16 protein-coding genes and 1 tRNA gene are annotated in these 17,656 nt (G+C 41.7%); 6 read left to right on the top strand and 11 right to left on the bottom strand.

Annotation, left to right across the window (positions count from 1 at the left end; genetic code table 11):
• Window positions 1-28: 28 nt before the first annotated feature.
• The 6 genes from pykF to rpsU all read right to left on the bottom strand — a co-directional run bounded on the left by pykF (window position 29) and on the right by rpsU (window position 6,728).
• A complete protein-coding gene (pykF, locus tag GLP24_RS13015; RefSeq protein WP_152653990.1) occupies window positions 29-1,441 on the bottom strand; it encodes a pyruvate kinase PykF in 1,413 nt (470 codons plus the stop codon).
• A 507-nt stretch (window positions 1,442-1,948) separates the two neighbouring features.
• Window positions 1,949-2,024: transfer RNA gene (locus GLP24_RS13010), tRNA-Ile, on the bottom strand.
• Between the two features lie 178 nt (window positions 2,025-2,202).
• Window positions 2,203-4,056 carry an RNA polymerase sigma factor RpoD gene (gene rpoD, locus GLP24_RS13005; RefSeq protein ID WP_101769223.1) on the bottom strand — a complete coding sequence of 618 codons (1,854 nt, stop codon included), beginning with the start codon at window positions 4,054-4,056 and terminating at the stop codon, window positions 2,203-2,205.
• Between the two features lie 92 nt (window positions 4,057-4,148).
• On the bottom strand, window positions 4,149-5,906 hold the full coding sequence (gene dnaG / locus GLP24_RS13000) for a DNA primase (protein WP_101769224.1): 1,758 nt from the start codon (window positions 5,904-5,906) through the stop codon (window positions 4,149-4,151).
• Window positions 5,907-6,037: 131 nt separating this feature from the next.
• Entirely contained in the window at window positions 6,038-6,481 is a 444-nt protein-coding gene (locus GLP24_RS12995; RefSeq protein WP_101769225.1) for a GatB/YqeY domain-containing protein, read from the bottom strand.
• Between the two features lie 31 nt (window positions 6,482-6,512).
• On the bottom strand, window positions 6,513-6,728 hold the full coding sequence (rpsU, locus tag GLP24_RS12990; RefSeq protein ID WP_005301411.1) for a 30S ribosomal protein S21: 216 nt from the start codon (window positions 6,726-6,728) through the stop codon (window positions 6,513-6,515).
• A 248-nt stretch (window positions 6,729-6,976) separates the two neighbouring features.
• Between rpsU and tsaD the strand changes: the two genes are divergently transcribed.
• A complete protein-coding gene (gene tsaD, locus GLP24_RS12985) occupies window positions 6,977-7,993 on the top strand; it encodes a tRNA (adenosine(37)-N6)-threonylcarbamoyltransferase complex transferase subunit TsaD (protein ID WP_232598530.1) in 1,017 nt (338 codons plus the stop codon).
• Here tsaD and plsY read toward each other — a convergent pair.
• Complete coding sequence (plsY, locus tag GLP24_RS12980) at window positions 7,990-8,679, bottom strand: glycerol-3-phosphate 1-O-acyltransferase PlsY (protein WP_232616126.1); 690 nt, start codon at window positions 8,677-8,679, stop codon at window positions 7,990-7,992. The genes tsaD and plsY overlap by 4 nt on opposite strands.
• 251 nt (window positions 8,680-8,930) lie before the next feature.
• Here plsY and folB point away from each other — a divergent pair, with 251 nt between their 5' ends.
• From folB to GLP24_RS12965, 3 genes are read left to right on the top strand one after another with little or no spacing between them, the layout of a single operon-like run.
• The gene (gene folB, locus GLP24_RS12975) at window positions 8,931-9,284 is read left to right on the top strand and encodes a dihydroneopterin aldolase (RefSeq protein WP_101769228.1); all 354 of its coding nucleotides are present in this window, start codon (window positions 8,931-8,933) and stop codon (window positions 9,282-9,284) included.
• A complete protein-coding gene (gene folK, locus GLP24_RS12970; RefSeq protein WP_101769229.1) occupies window positions 9,284-9,757 on the top strand; it encodes a 2-amino-4-hydroxy-6-hydroxymethyldihydropteridine diphosphokinase in 474 nt (157 codons plus the stop codon). Before folB ends, folK begins: the two co-directional genes overlap by 1 nt.
• 55 nt (window positions 9,758-9,812) lie before the next feature.
• On the top strand, window positions 9,813-10,616 hold the full coding sequence (locus GLP24_RS12965; protein ID WP_101769230.1) for an undecaprenyl-diphosphate phosphatase: 804 nt from the start codon (window positions 9,813-9,815) through the stop codon (window positions 10,614-10,616).
• 63 nt (window positions 10,617-10,679) lie between these two features.
• Here the strand turns inward: GLP24_RS12965 and GLP24_RS12960 are convergent, their stop codons facing one another.
• Window positions 10,680-11,909 (bottom strand): multifunctional CCA addition/repair protein, encoded by a 1,230-nt coding sequence (locus GLP24_RS12960; RefSeq protein ID WP_232604068.1) that lies wholly within the window; start codon window positions 11,907-11,909, stop codon window positions 10,680-10,682.
• 229 nt (window positions 11,910-12,138) lie between these two features.
• Here GLP24_RS12960 and GLP24_RS12955 point away from each other — a divergent pair, with 229 nt between their 5' ends.
• Window positions 12,139-13,755 carry an ExeA family protein gene (locus tag GLP24_RS12955; RefSeq protein WP_232616125.1) on the top strand — a complete coding sequence of 539 codons (1,617 nt, stop codon included), beginning with the start codon at window positions 12,139-12,141 and terminating at the stop codon, window positions 13,753-13,755.
• Window positions 13,755-14,711 (top strand): general secretion pathway protein GspB, encoded by a 957-nt coding sequence (locus GLP24_RS12950; RefSeq protein ID WP_232616124.1) that lies wholly within the window; start codon window positions 13,755-13,757, stop codon window positions 14,709-14,711. The genes GLP24_RS12955 and GLP24_RS12950 overlap by 1 nt, the downstream gene beginning before the upstream one ends.
• Window positions 14,712-14,809: 98 nt before the next feature.
• Here GLP24_RS12950 and GLP24_RS12945 read toward each other — a convergent pair whose 3' ends face one another.
• From GLP24_RS12945 to GLP24_RS12935, 3 genes are all read right to left on the bottom strand, one after another.
• Window positions 14,810-15,421, bottom strand: a complete 612-nt coding sequence (locus GLP24_RS12945) for a TIGR04211 family SH3 domain-containing protein (RefSeq protein ID WP_232576155.1) — start codon at window positions 15,419-15,421, stop codon at window positions 14,810-14,812.
• Window positions 15,422-15,535: 114 nt separating this feature from the next.
• Complete coding sequence (locus tag GLP24_RS12940) at window positions 15,536-16,801, bottom strand: inorganic phosphate transporter (protein WP_101769234.1); 1,266 nt, start codon at window positions 16,799-16,801, stop codon at window positions 15,536-15,538.
• A 31-nt stretch (window positions 16,802-16,832) separates the two neighbouring features.
• Window positions 16,833-17,513 carry a TIGR00153 family protein gene (locus GLP24_RS12935; RefSeq protein WP_101769235.1) on the bottom strand — a complete coding sequence of 227 codons (681 nt, stop codon included), beginning with the start codon at window positions 17,511-17,513 and terminating at the stop codon, window positions 16,833-16,835.
• Window positions 17,514-17,656: the final 143 nt, after the last annotated feature.

Genomic DNA, 17,656 nt, shown 5'->3' with positions numbered 1-17,656 from the left:
CCCTTTTTTAATATCTGTTTACGAACAATTATAGAACGTGAACAGATGCAGTATTTGTTGTGCCTGAAGCAACAAGTGCACCAGAAACCATTACTACGATATCGCCTTTAGCGCCAATGCCAGATTCTAATGCTAGTTCTTTACCGCGTAGGTAGAATGCATCAGTACTGTCAATTGAATCAACAACAACAGGTGTAACACCTTTAGAAAGACATAGCTGTGCTGCTGTCTTAGTATTAGTTGTTACAGCAAGAATACGTGCTGTTGGGAAGTACTTACGGATTGAACGAGCAGATTTACCTGCTTCAGTTGCAACAATGATCAGTGGAGCGTTTAGCTTCTCTGCTGTGTCAACTGCGCCTTTACATACCGCTTCAGTGATACGTAAACGTGGGCTATCTAGACGTGAACCTAGCTCAGCTTTAAGTACTTTATCTGTACGTTCACAGATTTTCGCCATGATAGTTACAGCTTCGATTGGGTATTTACCCTTAGCTGATTCACCAGAAAGCATTACTGCGTCAGTACCATCCATGATTGCGTTAGCAACATCACCCGCTTCTGCGCGTGTTGGACGTGGGTTCTTGATCATTGAATCAAGCATTTGTGTTGCAGTGATAACAACTTTACGAGCGCGATTACACTTCTCGATCATCATCTTTTGAGCAAAGATAACTTCTTCAACTGGAATCTCAACACCAAGGTCGCCACGAGCAACCATGATACCGTCAGATGCTTCAAGAATAGAGTCAAAGTTATCAACACCTTCTTGGTTTTCGATCTTAGAGATAATTTGAATGTTAGCGCCGCCGTTTGCAGCTAATAGTGCACGGATTTCTAGTACGTCTTCAGCCTTACGGATGAAAGATGCAGCAACGAAATCAACGCCTTGCTCACAACCAAATTTAAGGTCAGCTTTATCTTTTTCAGCAAGAGCTGGAAGTTTTACAGAAACGCCAGGAAGGTTAACACCTTTGTTTTCGCCTAGGTCACCGCTGTTAAGTACTTTACACTTAACTTCAGTTTCTGTTGTTCCCAACACTTCCATCTCAATTAGACCGTCGTCTACTAGGATAATGTTGCCTTTTACTAAATCTTTAGCAAAACCAGGGTAAGTCACTGCCACACAGTCTTGGTTGCCGATTACAGATGTATCTGTTGTAAAAGTGAAATCTTGACCAGCTACTAGAGTGAAGTCATTACCACCTTCTAGTTTGATAGTACGAATCTCAGGACCTTTAGTATCTAGCAAGATAGCTAGTTCTTTGCCTGTGTTAGCCATAACTTCACGTAAGTTCGTGATACGCTGACCGTGTTCTTCAAAGTCACCGTGTGAGAAGTTAAGGCGCATTACGTTCATACCAGCGTTAGCTAGTTTAGTAAGCATTTCTACAGATTCAGTTTTCGGTCCAATCGTACATACGATCTTGGTCTTTTTCATTGAGGATACTCTCCGGACGAACTATTTACCCAAGGGAAAATTAACATTAGTCATTATTAGATAATCAACATATGGTTGTTATCGAATAGTGAATAATGAAGAAATAAAAAACGCTTTAAAGATTACTTTAAAAAAGCGTTAGTGCGTTTTTTTAAAGTTCATATTTAGGTGATCTTAAGTGGTATTGAATATAGTGCTGTTGTTATGAACAAATAGATAAATGCCTCTGCAGCATTGATTATAACCCTAATATTCAAGCGCAGAATTATAGCAGATATTCCATCATTTAGCACCCTGAGATATAGCTGTTCATTATTGATTTTATGTATGACATAAAAATGATGATTATGTGGGAAAATAAAAATAAAGCTTTGCTATTTATCAAGTGTCAGTAGGTTAATGATATTTTTTGTCGTGGTAGCAACATAGAGAGTAACAGGATATTTTTATTTCATGGATCTGAAACGGAAAAAAGCTGAAGTAAAAATACTTCAGCTTTTTCGAATTTGGTGGCCCCTCCCAGACTTGAACTGGGGACCAAGCGATTATGAGTCGCGTGCTCTAACCACTGAGCTAAGGGGCCATATGCGACGAATTATAGGGGATGGTGTCGCACTTGTCTAGTGATTAACACTAAGAAATTGTTTGCTTTTTCGACAGTTAGAAAAAATAAATGCGTTATTTAACGTTTGATCGCTTTATTGCACATAATAAAAAAGCGAGCTCAAGGCTCGCTTTTTTTATAACGTTATTGCGTTTTCTTATTCGTCTAGGAAACTACGAAGTACATCTGAACGGCTTGGGTGACGTAATTTACGTAACGCCTTCGCTTCGATCTGACGGATACGCTCACGAGTAACATCAAATTGCTTGCCTACTTCTTCTAACGTGTGGTCGGTATTCATATCGATACCAAAACGCATACGAAGTACTTTTGCTTCACGAGGCGTTAACCCAGCAAGTACATCGTTAGTTGCTGCACGCAAGTTAGTTGCAGTTGCAGCATCCATTGGAAGTTGAAGTGTTGTGTCTTCAATAAAATCACCAAGGTGTGAATCTTCATCATCACCGATAGGTGTTTCCATTGAGATTGGCTCTTTAGCAATCTTCAGTACTTTGCGGATCTTGTCTTCCGGCATTTGCATGCGTTCAGCCAATTCTTCAGGTAACGGCTCACGACCCATCTCTTGAAGCATCTGACGTGAGATACGGTTCAATTTGTTGATGGTTTCAATCATGTGCACAGGAATACGAATAGTACGTGCCTGGTCAGCGATTGAACGAGTGATTGCCTGACGGATCCACCATGTTGCGTACGTTGAAAATTTGTAACCACGACGGTATTCAAATTTATCAACAGCTTTCATTAGACCGATGTTACCTTCTTGGATCAGATCCAAGAACTGTAGTCCACGGTTGGTGTACTTTTTCGCGATAGAGATAACAAGACGCAAGTTTGCTTCAACCATCTCTTTTTTCGCACGGCGCGCTTTCGCTTCACCGATTGACATACGACGGCTGATGTCTTTGATTCGCTCAATAGACAGACCCGTTTCTTGTTCAAGTATGCGTAGCTTTAACGATGAACGACGAAGATCTTCTTCATAGTTCTTTAAACGATCAGCATAAGGCTTGCCTGAGTTAAGTGCGGTGTCAATCCAATCGCTGTTTGATTCATTACCTGCAAATAAGCTAATGAATGTTTTCTTTGGCATTTTACTGTTATCAACACACATACGCATGATAAGACGCTCGTTAGTACGAACCTTATCCATAGAGTTACGTAGTGAGCTAACTAGACGATCAAATTGCTTTGGAATCAGACGGAATTGCTTGAAGATCTCTGACAATTCTTCAACAGCAATTTCGGTTGTAGCATGTTGACGACCGTTAGTGTCAATGGCTAATGCCATTTTTTCATAGGAGTGACGAAGTTCTAAGAACTTTTCACGCGCTAATTCTGGGTCGATGCTACCATCGTCTTCTTCTTCATCTTCCGCATCGTCGTCGCTGTCACCGTCTTCAAGATCTTTATCTTCATCTTCAAGATCGGTTTCGCTTAGCTCTGAGCCAATGTGTGTTGCTGTTGGTGCTGCGGTAGCTTCTTCGTTTGGATCAACGAAGCCTGAAATGATATCAGTTAGACGAAGTTCATCGGCTTCAACTTTGTCAAACTGCTCAAGTAAATGAGCGATTGCTGAAGGGTATTCAGCAACTGAGCATTGAACTTGGTTAATACCATCTTCAATGCGTTTTGCGATATCAATTTCGCCTTCGCGAGTAAGTAGTTCAACTGTACCCATTTCGCGCATGTACATACGTACTGGGTCTGTTGTGCGACCGATCTCGCTTTCTACGCTTGATAATGCTTGCGCCGCTGCTTCAATGGCGTCTTCGTCGGCATTATCTTCAGTCATCATGAGTTCATCGGCATCTGGGGCAGTTTCAACTACCTTAATACCCATGTCATTAATCATTTGAATAATGTCTTCAACCTGATCAGAATCAACAATATCTTCTGGTAGGTGGTCATTTACTTCGGCGTAGGTCAGATAGCCTTGTTCCTTGCCTTTAGCAACAAGTAACTTTAGCTGTGACTGCGGATTTTGCTCCATAGACGGTATCCAACTTCGGGTCTGAGTGATAATTTAGTATGCAGAGTTGCAAACCAGTCATTATAACAAATTTCTTAATTGTTGACTACTTATTAGGCAGGACGATCCAGTAATAAGGATTGTAATTCCTGCTTTTCTTCGACTGATAAGCCGACAGTTCTTGATTTAGTCTGCAACTGTTCAATTTGTTGATTAACGCATTGAATAATAATTTTATCCATTGCGTCTAAAAATACATCGAGGCTGTTGTCTTCATCATTTGACAACGGTAGCTCCCACGCGGCAAGCCGTGCCATCATGGCTTCGTTTTTGGTGCCACGCCAATATTCTAAAAGCTGTCCAGTGCTAATATTGGGATTGTTTCGGCATTTATCAACTATTGAGAGTAATAAATTTAATCCAGCGAGCTCAATACCCGTAAATGCGTCCATATCAAATTCAAGCTGTTGCACAAAGTGCGGGCGCTGAATCAGCAATGCAATAACTTCTCGCATTGGCGTACGCTTAATTTGTATTTGGCCGACAGCTTTAGTGATTTGACCATGTTTTGATAGTAGCTGTTGTAATTGTGTTTCATCCGGTAAACCGAGTTTTTTGCCTAGCAACTCACGTAAGTATAGTCGTAGAGTACCACCTGGTACTTTATCAATTAAGGGAACAGCGAGCGTGGTTAGCTTCGCTTTGCCTTCACGACTACTGGTATCAATTTGGAGCATTAAGCTGTTAAACAAAAATTCAGACAACGTTGTAGCGCTATTAAGACGTTGTTCAAATTGTGCTTTTCCTTCGGCTCGAATACAAGAATCAGGGTCTTCGCCATCAGGTAAAAACATAAATTTTAATTGGCGGCCATCGGTTAAGAAGGGCAATGCTTGTTCCATTGCTCGCCAAGCGGCTTCTCGTCCAGCACGGTCACCATCATAGCAACACACGACTGTACTGGTTTGACGGAACAGGCTTTGAACATGATCGCCTGTCGTCGCTGTTCCCAACGATGCTACCGCATAATCGATCCCAAATTGGGCCAACGCCACGACATCCATGTAGCCTTCAACCACCATAATTTTTTCAGGTTCACGATGGGTTTGTAATACTTCATATAAACCATAAAGCTCACGGCCTTTATGAAAAATATCAGTTTCCGGTGAGTTAAGATATTTAGGGGTACCATCGCCTAATACTCGACCACCAAAACCAATTACACGTCCACGACGATCATGGATCGGAAACATCACTCGTCCACGAAAGCGATCATAACGACGACCTTGGTCGTTTTCGATCAGCATTCCTGTATTAACAAGTGCTTTTTGCGATTCATTATCCCGCCCAAAGCGAGTACGTACCATGTCCCATTGATCTGGGATAAAACCGATATTGAATTTTTTCACAATATCGCCAGATAAACCACGACCTTTGAGGTAATCAACGGCAATCTGAGCGTCTTGTGCCCGTAATTGCGATTGATAAAACTGTGATACTTGGCCCATGAGTTCATAGTAATTACGTTTATCAGCGGCTTTGGGGCCACGAGGTGCATTGGTGCCATCGTTTTCACGTGGAACTTCTAAACCTAATTGTGAGGCTAGTTCTTCAATAGCATCGACAAACTCTAACCGATCATACTCCATCACGAAATCAAGTACGTTGCCATGAACGCCGCACCCAAAACAATGATAGAACTGTTTTTCTTGGCTTACCGAAAAAGAGGGGGTTTTTTCATTATGAAAGGGGCAGCAGGCACCAAAATTCTTACCTTGCTTTTTGAGTTTTACACGCGCGTCAATAACATCGACAATGTCGTGTCGAGAGATTAAATCATCAATAAATGAACGCGGTATTTTTCCTGACATAACAAAGCAAACAACCTAGAGTAAACAAAAAGAGTGTAACGGTTAGACCGTTAAAAATGAGGATTGTCAGATACAAACAAGCCGCGCATTCTAAAAGAATAGCACGGCTTGTTGCAGAATAAGAGGAGTGATTAACCTAGCTTGATTTTCACCAGCTTGCTAACAATCCCCATATCGGCACGACCCTGAATCTGCGGTTTCAGTACGCCCATAACCTTGCCCATATCTTGCATGTTGACAGCGCCTGTTGCAGTAATAGCATCATCCAGCAAAGCAGAGACTTCATCTTCACTTAACGGTTGAGGCATAAATTCTGCTAGAACACTGATTTCAGCATGTTCAATATCAGCAAGATCTTGACGGCCTGCAGCTTCATATTGGGCTACAGAGTCACGACGTTGCTTTACCATTTTGGTCAAAACTGCTAACACGTCATCATCGGAAAGAATAATTCTTTCGTCAACTTCACGTTGTTTAATTGCAGAAAGTACCAAACGGATAGCGCCAAGACGAGGTTTATTTCTCGCCTTCATCGCCGCGATTTGTTCGCCTTTAAGACGTTCAATAAGAGTCATTACGCGATCCTTCTGTTTTATAATCTAACGATTAGTACAGACGAACACGACGCGCGTTTTCGCGAGCCAATTTTTTCAGGTGACGCTTAACTGCCGCTGCTTTAGCACGCTTACGTACAGTTGTTGGCTTTTCGAAGTGCTCACGACGACGAACTTCAGAAAGGATACCTGCTTTTTCGCAAGAGCGTTTGAAACGACGTAGTGCTACGTCAAACGGTTCGTTTTCACGTACTTTGATTACTGGCATGTAATACTCACCTCAGAGTGATTCGGTTTAATACTGACGTCAAATGTCAGATGATTAAAATGGTGCGAAATTCTAATCTGATTTGGGGGTATTTGTAAAGCATTCTACGCCTATGAACTGGTTAATTTGTGTTAACAGCGGTAACATGGCACTTAATTACCCCTTTAAAAACCCGTATGAACTGTCGGTTGTTATTGAAAATAGACTGATTTTTTATATTGGCTCTCCGAATAGTAATAGAGGCTGTTATGCGAATATTAGGCATTGAGACCTCCTGTGATGAAACAGGTATCGCAATTTTTGATGATGAAAAAGGTTTATTGGCACATGAACTTTACAGTCAAGTAAAGTTACATGCCGATTATGGCGGTGTGGTGCCTGAGTTAGCATCGCGCGATCACGTTAAAAAAACCATTCCCTTAATCATTGCGACATTAGCGGCTGCGGGGTTAACGCCAGAAGATCTTGATGGTGTTGCTTACACTGCTGGGCCTGGTCTTGTTGGTGCGTTATTGGTCGGCGCGACCATCGGTCGTAGCTTGGCGTATGCATGGGATTTACCTGCGGTTGCTGTGCACCACATGGAAGGCCATCTACTTGCTCCGATGTTGGAAGATAATCCACCGGAATTTCCTTTTGTAGCATTGCTGGTTTCTGGCGGACATACCATGATGGTAGATGTGCGTGGAATTGGTGATTACAAGATCCTGGGTGAGTCAGTTGATGATGCCGCGGGTGAAGCCTTTGATAAAACCGCTAAAATGATGGGCTTAGATTACCCAGGAGGTCCACGACTGTCCAAAATGGCTGAACAGGGCACTCCGGGACGATTTAAGTTTCCGCGTCCAATGACAGACCGTCCAGGGCTCGATTTTAGTTTTTCTGGTTTAAAAACATTTGCAGCAAATACGATTCGTGGCAATGATGATGATCCACAAACTCGGGCTGATATTGCGTATGCGTTCCAAGATGCTGTGGTGGATACGTTGGCAATTAAATGTAAGCGTGCATTAAAGCAAACGGGTTATAAGCGCCTAGTGATTGCCGGTGGTGTAAGTGCTAATCAAGCGTTACGTCAACAGCTTGAAATCATGATGAAAGGTATGCATGGTCAAGTGTTTTATCCGCGAACTGAGTTTTGTACGGATAACGGCGCGATGATTGCTTATGCTGGTATGCAACGTTTGAAAAATCATGAGTCAATGGATCTTGGGGTGAAGGTTTACCCTCGTTGGCCTATCGATCAATTACAACCTATTGCTTAATAGTGATTATGTGTTGATCCGAATAAAAAGCGAGAATATATATTCTCGCTTTTTATTTGTTTTTCTGCATTTTCATTGCTTTTCATTGCTTTTACGAGCAAGTTTGCGCCATATTTTTTTTCGTCACCATCGAGTAAACGACGAATGTTATCTTGATGACGAAAGAGAATTAAGCAAGAAAGCATGGCAACTGGCATCGTGTATTCGGGTTTTATCATCCATGTCATTAATGGTGCGATAAGTGCTGTGATTAATGATGCGAGTGATGAATACCCCGTGAGTGTTAACGCTAATATCCAAATAATAATTAAACTGCCACTAAGATCCCAGCCGATTGGAGCTAATGCGCCAAGTGCTGTTGCTACCCCTTTCCCGCCTTGAAAATGAAAGAAAATTGGGTAGATATGACCTAGACAAGCGGCGATCCCTATGATGCCTAATAAGAATGGATTTAAGCCAAAAAAATAGCTTAACCACACTGGAATCATCCCTTTTAGAATATCGGCAACTAAAACTAATATTGCGGCAGTTTTACCTCCAAGGCGAAGTACATTTGTCGCACCTGGATTGAGTGAACCATGGGTTCGAGGATCGGGAAAATGGTACAGTTTTGAAATTAATACTGCACTGGAAATAGATCCTAATAAATAGGCCGCAATGATCATCAATAACGCTAATGGTGTCATGCAATATTCCGATTATTTGAAAGATAAGTGCTGCTATTTATTGTTGCTAAATGTTAGCTAGATCTTATCTTTATCAATATTGGTACTGATAAATATCAGCGTGTTTATGGCTGTGATATAGTCACGATTATGGTCAACATTGAGTATGTTGTTGGCCTGTTAGCATTTATTAATGCTAACTAATATAGCCTGATAATACGCGTTTTTGTGTGTATTAGGTATCCGACCTCTAACAAAATTAGCGATTAAATATGGACACGGTATTTATAGAACAACTCGACGTTATCGCCACTATTGGAGTGTATGACTGGGAGCAACAAATTAAACAAAAATTGGTAGTAGATTTAGAGATGGCTCACGATAATCGTCCTGCAGCTATGAGTGATGATGTTAATTTAGCGTTAGATTATTCGACGGTAAGTACTGCTGTTACTGAGCATATTACTCAAGGTCGTTTTTTGTTAGTTGAGCGTGTTGCTGAAGATATTGCTAGTTTGATTATGACGCGTTTTGCTGTGCCGTGGATAAAAGTACGGATCACTAAACCGGGTGCAATTGCTAATGCGCGCGGGGTTGGGGTTCAAATTGAGCGAGGCATTAAGTAGTGATCACCGCTTATATCAGCATTGGCAGCAATATTGATCGTGAATATTATTTACCAGCTGGCGTAAAAGCAGTTGCACAATTGGCCAGTTCATGGCGAATGTCACGTGTGTTTGAAGCTGAACCGGTTGGTTTTGACGGTGATAATTTTTTTAATAGTGTTATTGAAATAAAAACGTCATTGTCATTAGCTACTTTGCAGCTGTCATTGAAAAACATTGAGCGTCAACTGGGTCGGCCTGAAAATACTCAAAAAAATCAAAGCCGTACCATTGATCTTGATATTTTATTGTATGGTGATGTTATCTGTGAGTGCTCACCAACAATACCGCGATCTGATCTGTATAAATTTGCTTTTGTACTCTGGCCGATGAATGAGTTATGTCCTGAGTTAGTTATTCCCGGACAACAACAGACGATTGCTGAGTTATGGCAACATTTTTCACCTCAACAGTCATTATGGCCTGTTGAATAATATCGAGTAAACTATTGCTTGCAGCAATGGATATAACCTAAATTAAGGATAATGAATGAGTCACTTTGAAGCGATCATGCTTGCTCTATTACAGGGATTAACAGAGTTTTTACCTGTATCGAGTTCTGCCCATCTTATTTTACCGTCAGAAATCTTGGGGTGGCCAGATCAAGGGTTGGCATTTGATGTTGCGGTGCATGTGGGTACGTTATTAGCGGTAATGATTTATTTCCGTAAAGAAGTTGTTACGCTTCTTAGCGCATGGATAGCTTCAATTTTTAAGCGTCAACACAATGCTGAATCTAAATTGGCATGGATGATTGTTATTTCAACGATTCCAGCCTGTATTTTTGGCTTGTTGATGAAAGATTTCATTGAGATGTATTTGCGTTCTGCGTGGGTTATTGCTTGTACAACCATTATTTTTGGCTTGCTGTTATGGTGGGTTGATAAGCATGCGAAGCAGACCGATGATGAATATCAGACCACATGGAAAAGTGCAGTTTTAATTGGTTTAGCTCAAGCAGCAGCAATTATTCCGGGCACATCTCGCTCTGGTGCAACCATGACTGCGGCATTATATTTAGGTTTTACACGTGAGGCGGCAGCACGGTTCTCGTTTTTAATGTCGATTCCCATTATTCTGCTTGCGGGTGGGTACTTAGGTCTTAAATTGGTGACGGGGCCTGAATCAATTGATGTTAGTAACCTCAGTATTGGGATCGCGGTTTCATTTGTCAGCGCTTATGCGTGTATTCATGTATTCCTAAAGTTGGTGACCCGTTTAGGTATGATGCCGTTTGTTATCTATCGTTTAATCTTAGGCGTTGGTTTGATCTTGTTTTTATTGTCAAAATAATTTCAGATAAACGAGTGACAAAAAAGCCGACATTATATATGTCGGCTTTTTTGTGGTGACGTATTAGTTTCGAGTGCGTTGTAAATATTCATCAACCGCGAGTGCGCGGGCTTGTGCTAATTGATGTTTGATTTCAACGCCAGTGAACCCGGCTGCAATAATCGGAGCCACGGGGACTGCTTGAGCGATATCAAAAGTGGCGATAGTGATATCAGCTTGTGGATAGGCTGTATCTTCTAAACCTTGACGACCACGCGCATCTGCGCGACAACATATTGCCAGTTGTTCAATACGTTGTGGTTTTCGCCATGCGTCTATTTGATCAAAAATGGTAATAAAGGTGCTAGCTCGCATCTCTTGGGCGTGATGGATTTTAGTATGTTGAGCGCACACTAACAGTGCTAAATCACGATAATCATTGGGCACTTTGATCCGTTGACACAACTGTTTAATCGGTTTGATACCGTCACGACAATGGGTTTTATGATGGGGTAAATCATCTTTCGGAGAGAGTGCTTTGCCAAGATCATGCACTTGGGCTGCAAAACGAATGATTGTATCATCACTAAGTATTGCTGCTTGTTTTGCTACGAGCAGAGTATGAATGCCACAATCTATTTCTGGGTGCCATTTTGTCGGTTGTGGTATGCCAAATAAGGCATCGATTTCAGGCATAATTACCGCTAAAGCACCACATTGGCGTAATACATTTAAAAAGATCTGTGGATCATTGCTTGAAAGTGATTTGTGCCACTCAAGCCATACTCGCTCTGGGGTTAAGTTGGCTAATTCACCACTGACCACAATTTCTTGCATTAATGCCATCGTTTCTGCGGCAATGGTAAAGCCTAAGTGAGCAAAGCGTGCGGCAAAACGGGCAACGCGTAATACTCGCAATGGATCTTCGCTAAATGCAGGTGAAACATGACGTAAGATCTTATGCTCGAGATCATATTGGCCATGGTAAGGATCGATGAGTTGCCCTTGTTGATCTTGGGCAATCGCATTAATGGTTAAATCACGTCGTAATAGATCTTGTTCGAGGGTAACATCAGCAGCTGCATAACAGGTAAAGCCAGTGTAACCATGGCCTGATTTACGCTCGGTACGTGCAAGGGCATATTCTTGTTTAGTCCGAGGATGTAGAAAAACGGGGAAATCACTGCCAATTTGCTCATAACCTAATTTAAGCATGGCCATTGGCGTAGTGCCAACAATAACCCAGTCTTGATCTGTTATAGGTAAGCCTAATAAAGTGTCGCGAACAGCACCACCGACAAGATAGGTTTGCAATGAAGACTCCTTAATACCACGCGGGCTAATAGTTGTAAGTCACCATTATCATTGCATGATAATGGTGATCGGTATTATTTTATTAACCAATATACACTGGTTTGTTGATGTCATCATGATAGCAAATATCGATCAGTAATGAGAGTTTGTCAGTACTAAGTTTTTTTATATTGTTGATGATGTTATCGATAATTTATTCCTAAATAATTTTAAGTATTAGAGTATAGATATGTACCAAGATTTTTTTGGCATAAACGAAGCGCCATTTTCAATTGTGCCAAGTGCCCGTTTTCTTTACCTCAGTGAGCGTCATCGAGAAGCCTTAACTCACATGTTGTCAGGGTTAACCGATGGCGGTGGTTTTGGGTTACTAACGGGTGAAGTTGGTACCGGGAAAACTACAATATTACGTGCAATGATTTCGCGATTACCGCAACAAGCACAAGTGGCTGTGATCCTCAATCCAGCTTTATCATCCTATGATCTACTGGCCACTATCTGTGATGAACTAGGATTATCTTACCGTGATGGAGCCAGTTTTAAACAACTAACGGATATTATTTATCGGCATCTTATTGCTAATCATGCCGTGGGTAAGCAAACACTACTATTGGTTGATGAAGCGCAGCATTTAATGCCAGATGTGCTAGAACAATTGCGTTTGTTGACCAATTTGGAAACTGATAGTCGAAAATTATTAAAGGTCGTATTAATTGGTCAACCCGAATTACAGCAATTATTACAACAAGAACGTTTACGCCAATTAGCACAACGGATCACTTCCCGTTACCACTTGCTGCCATTGACCGAAACTGAAGTTAATGAATATATTCATTACCGTCTTAATGCGGTTGATTGTTTATATCCTGTCTTTAATACCAGCATTGTCAGTTATATCGCTAAACAAACTCAAGGTGTACCGCGGCTAATTAACTTGGTGTGTAATAAATCGATGCAGTTAGCGTGTCAGGGCGGCGTTCACAGTGTGACCAAAGCAATGGTGGTTCAAGCCTGTGAAGATATATTGAGTTGGCAAGTACCATCAGTGGCTTCGTCACGTTCACGTTTAACATGGCTGCCATGGACAATAGCAGCGGCACTGTGTGGTGTGATGGCAACGGTGGCATGGCAATATTGGCCTCAAATAAATACTCAGACACAACCTTTAGCCGCCACGTCTTCTTCGCAAGTGGCAACAACGGATACTGCACCGTTAACAACGGCAGTCGTCAATACTGAAACTCGATTAGTGACAGCGATTAATGACAGTCGTAACCAACGTAATGCGATGCAAAGTCTGTATCAATTATGGGGCTTTGATACGGCATTAAATCAGGCAACGTGCGCGACAAGCTCTCGCATTGCATTGACGTGTTTTTCTGGTTCAACGACATTAACGCGATTAGGATTGATTAATCGTCCGGTGATCGTGGCCCTTAAAGATGGTAAACAGCAGCCTTTTTATGCGGTTGTGTATGCGATTACGAGTGATCGAATCGAGCTATTATTAGATAAACAGCGTATTTCAGTGATGCCAGCATGGTTTGAAGCTCGTTGGAATGGTCACTTTAGTTTGCTATGGCGTCCACCGCTAGGAAATAAAACCACGATTCGTTTTGGTCAAAGTGGCACGCGAGTCGCATGGTTAAATCAGCAGTTAAATACTTTCTTAGGTGATGATGGTCATCAGATTAGTTACTTTGATCAAACGGTATTGGATAAATTACGTCGTTTTCAACGTGCGCAAGATATTACTGCTGATGGTATTGCTGGCCCCATGACCTTAATGATTCTTGATGCTGCGCTTAATCTTCCTGGACCGACGTTACAACCGGAGCAAATCTAATGTCTCAGTTATTAACGGCTTTAAAACAATCAGATGAAAATAATGTGACTCAATTAAGCCGTGGGAATACTAATGGCGAGACTATGAAAATTGTGCATCCGATGCGTACTGTTAAGGCGCAACAATCGCGAATTAAGTGGGTGATGCCGATAATTATTGCTTTATTACCAGCCGCCTCGATTGTAGCTTATAAGGTTTATCAACAACACTCAGTTATTACAACGGCAGCGCTTAATCATCAACCAGAATTAAAGGCTGTAGCATTAGCTGTATCAACACATTCCGTGTCGCAACCACCGAATAAACAAGCGCTGCACTTAACTCAAGCGACGGCGGATACCGATGTAATATTTATGGCATATCCCGATTTGGTTACTGAACCTTTACCGATCAGTGATAGTCTTTATTCTGCTTCTCCTGCCTATTCATTAAATGATGATAGCGAGAGTCAATATGCTGATCTTGGTCCAACGTATGATGATGTAGCCGTACAGTCGCCAGTTAAACATGTTACAAAAGCCGCAGCTATTTCTTATGATCCCTATAAGCTCGATAATCTTGATTTATCTGGTTTATCACCAGATATTGCCGCTAAACTTAAATCAGCAATAGTGGCGACTGATGGCGAACAATATCAAGATAGCGAGGTTGATCGTAGTAGCGCTGATCGTAATGCAATCAAGCCTCATTCAACGGTAACTAAGGCACCTAAAAGTAACGTTATTCCTATTGGTTTATTGCCAAACACAGTGCAACGTCAGTTACCAAAGATGAATTTTAACCAACATATTTACTCTTCTACACCGACGAAAAGGTGGGTTAAGGTTAATGGTCATGAGCGCCATCAGGGCGATATCATCGCTCCTGGGGTTAAATTAGTTAAGATTGAATCTCGCGATGTGATCTTAACGTTTGATGGCTATGAAATTAGTATGCCAGCGCTATCTGAATGGTAATTAACGCGAAGTGAAAATCAAAAAAGGCAGCCAATTGGCTGCCTTTTTTATTGATACCTGACATCTTTATAATAACATGCGCTGTTATTTAGGAATGTTTATGCCCAACCATTCGTACGCTTACGGCGACGGGGGGTAATATGGGGTAATAGTAATCCCAATAACAAACCAACCCCCGCTACGAGGCCGCCATAAGTAAACCATTTCATTAATAAATCATCTTTTTGAGTATCAATTTTGGCACGTAGGCTACGCACTTCATCTTGAGCGATGGTTAATTCATTTTGTAATTGGGTATTACGTGTTTCTAATGTATTAATCTGACTATTACGTTGAGCCAAAGCACTATTTAAATCACTGTGTTTATTATCATTCGTAGAGAGTGCTTCTACTAGCTTGGCTTTGACGGTGGTTAATTCCGTTTCAAGTACGGGCAGACGTTCTTGCAATGCAAGATCTGTTGAGATGAACTTGGATTCAATCCAGCCAGTACGACCTTTAGTATCTGTAATACGACTATAACCGTTATCTTTTTCTAATAGTGTAACGGGTGAGCCTGCATTAACACTACCGACAATACGGTATTGACTGCCCGGACCTTTTAATAGGTAAGTAAATAAGTTGTCAGAAATATAATGGGTTTGTTCAGCATTAGCTATCGGGCTAATTAGTGTAAAACATAACAAAAAAAAGCTTATGAGGTGCTTCACTATCGAATCCTTGATGAACCTGAAATGGTTAGAGGTCGAGGATAGTAAGGGCTTTGTAGGAAGGGAGCAAGAAAAGAGAGAGGGGATACCTCTCTCTTTGAACTCTGCCACTCTTTAACTAAATACTGCTTGTATAATGTAGAAGAAGATGATGGCAAGTAAAGCACCTGCCGGCAAAGTTACAATCCACGATGCAACGATGTTGCGAACAACACCAAGGTTAAGAGCCGCAATGCCGCGAGCAAAACCAACACCCAATACCGCACCAACAAGTGTTTGTGTGGTTGAGATTGGTAAACCCGTGCCTGATGCTAGTACAACAGTCGAAGCTGTTGCTAACTGAGCAGCGAAACCACGGCTAGGTGTTAACTCAGTGATGCCTGTACCTACGGTAGCCATTACTTTATGACCAAGAGTAGCTAAACCGATGACGATACCAACACCACCTAGTGGAAGGATCCACCATGCGATTTGGCTTTGAGTTGCAATTTGTCCAGAGTTCTCAATAGTTGAAACAACTGCTGATAGTGGACCAATTGCATTTGCTACGTCGTTTGAACCATGGGCAAATGCCATCGCACACGCAGTAACAACCATCAATACGCTAAATACACTTTCAACGCCAGCATAGCCATTACTATCCACTAGATCGTCATCAGTATATTTATGCTGAATGTAGAAGTAACCTACTATCATAACGATAAATGAAATAGCAATTGATGCAATCCAAGCTTCACCTGTCGTCAAATGCAAACCTATATGTTTCAAACCCTTCTTAATTGTTACCAATGCAATGACCATCGCTGTGATAAACATATAAACAGGAACGAAACGCTTTGCATTTGCCATCGGGTTATCAGTATCAAAGATTAGCCTTTGAGCACTGATGAAAATCAGATATGCAAATATACCAGCAATGAATGGTGTAACTAACCAGCTACCCACAATACCTTGGATTGAATGCCAATCCACTGCATTGGTGCCAACTGACACACAAGCAAAACCGATGATAGCACCGATAATTGAGTGAGTTGTTGAAACAGGCCAGCCCATAAAAGAAGCGACAAGTAGCCATGTACCAGCAGCAAGAAGCGCCGACATCATGCCAAAAACTAGGGTTTCAGGGTGAGCTGCATATAGAGAAGTTTCGATAACACCCTTGCGAATAGTATCAGTAACTTCACCACCTGCAAGATAAGCACCTGCAAATTCAAAAATCATCGCAATGATGATCGCTTGTTTTACTGTAAGTGCTTTTGAACCAACTGAAGTGCCCATGGCATTGGCAACATCATTTGCACCAATACCAATCGCCATCAAAAGACCAAAAAAAGCTGCCACTCCAATTAATAGAGTGCCGTAGTTAGCCAGGATTTCCATTGTAAAACCTTGTTTTGTTAAATTCCCGTTATTAAGAACGCGAGAGCATAATTTCTAAACGTGAGCCGACCCGCTGTGCTTGATCAGCAATTGCGCCTACCCACTCGAGAATTTTGTACAGGAACATGACATCCACCGGGCTGTGTTGGTCTTCGATGGACATTAATTGTTGACGTAAGATTATCTGCATAGCATCGGTATCGTCTTCGATAACATCTAGCTGATTAATCATTTCGGCAACAAGCGTCACTTCTCTGCCTTTGAAACCAGTTTCGAGTAATTCATCCAATTCATTGATTACACGACGAGCTTGATCAGCTGCGTCTAAACAACGTTGAATGTATGCCACGAAGTCTGGGTACATGATAGCAGGCATTTTTAGCTTACGTCCTAAGACTCGACCAGCGATGTCTTTAGAGATGTTAGCGAGTTTGTCCTGCTGAGTTAACAGTCCTAACATATCAGTACGATCTACTGGCATGAAAAGACCACGAGGAAGCTTCAGACGGATCTCACGCTTGAGTACATCCGCATCTTTTTCAAGTTGCGATATCTGTTCGCGTAAAACGGCCGCCTTTTCCCAATCTCCAGCATTACATGCCTCGAAGAACGGGATAAGCAGATCACAACATTCAGTTACGCGAATAACATGACGTTGTAGTGGTTTGATTGGGGATTTTGCAAAGAGCCCCATTATTGTATTTACTGGCATAGCCGATCAACCTAAAGAGCGCCCGAATAAGGCTAAATCTTGAGCGATGGTCATTGAATCGCGCATTTTAACGTATTAAATAGTATAGTGGAACTAGTTTTGATCAAGGTTTTATTGATATTTCTCACTTGCTCTGGAGTGAA

This window comes from Photobacterium carnosum, from assembly GCF_021236965.1.
Lineage (GTDB): Bacteria > Pseudomonadota > Gammaproteobacteria > Enterobacterales > Vibrionaceae > Photobacterium > Photobacterium carnosum.
The sequence above is the reverse complement of the archived record's forward strand: the minus strand, read 5'-3'. Positions and strand labels throughout refer to the sequence as shown.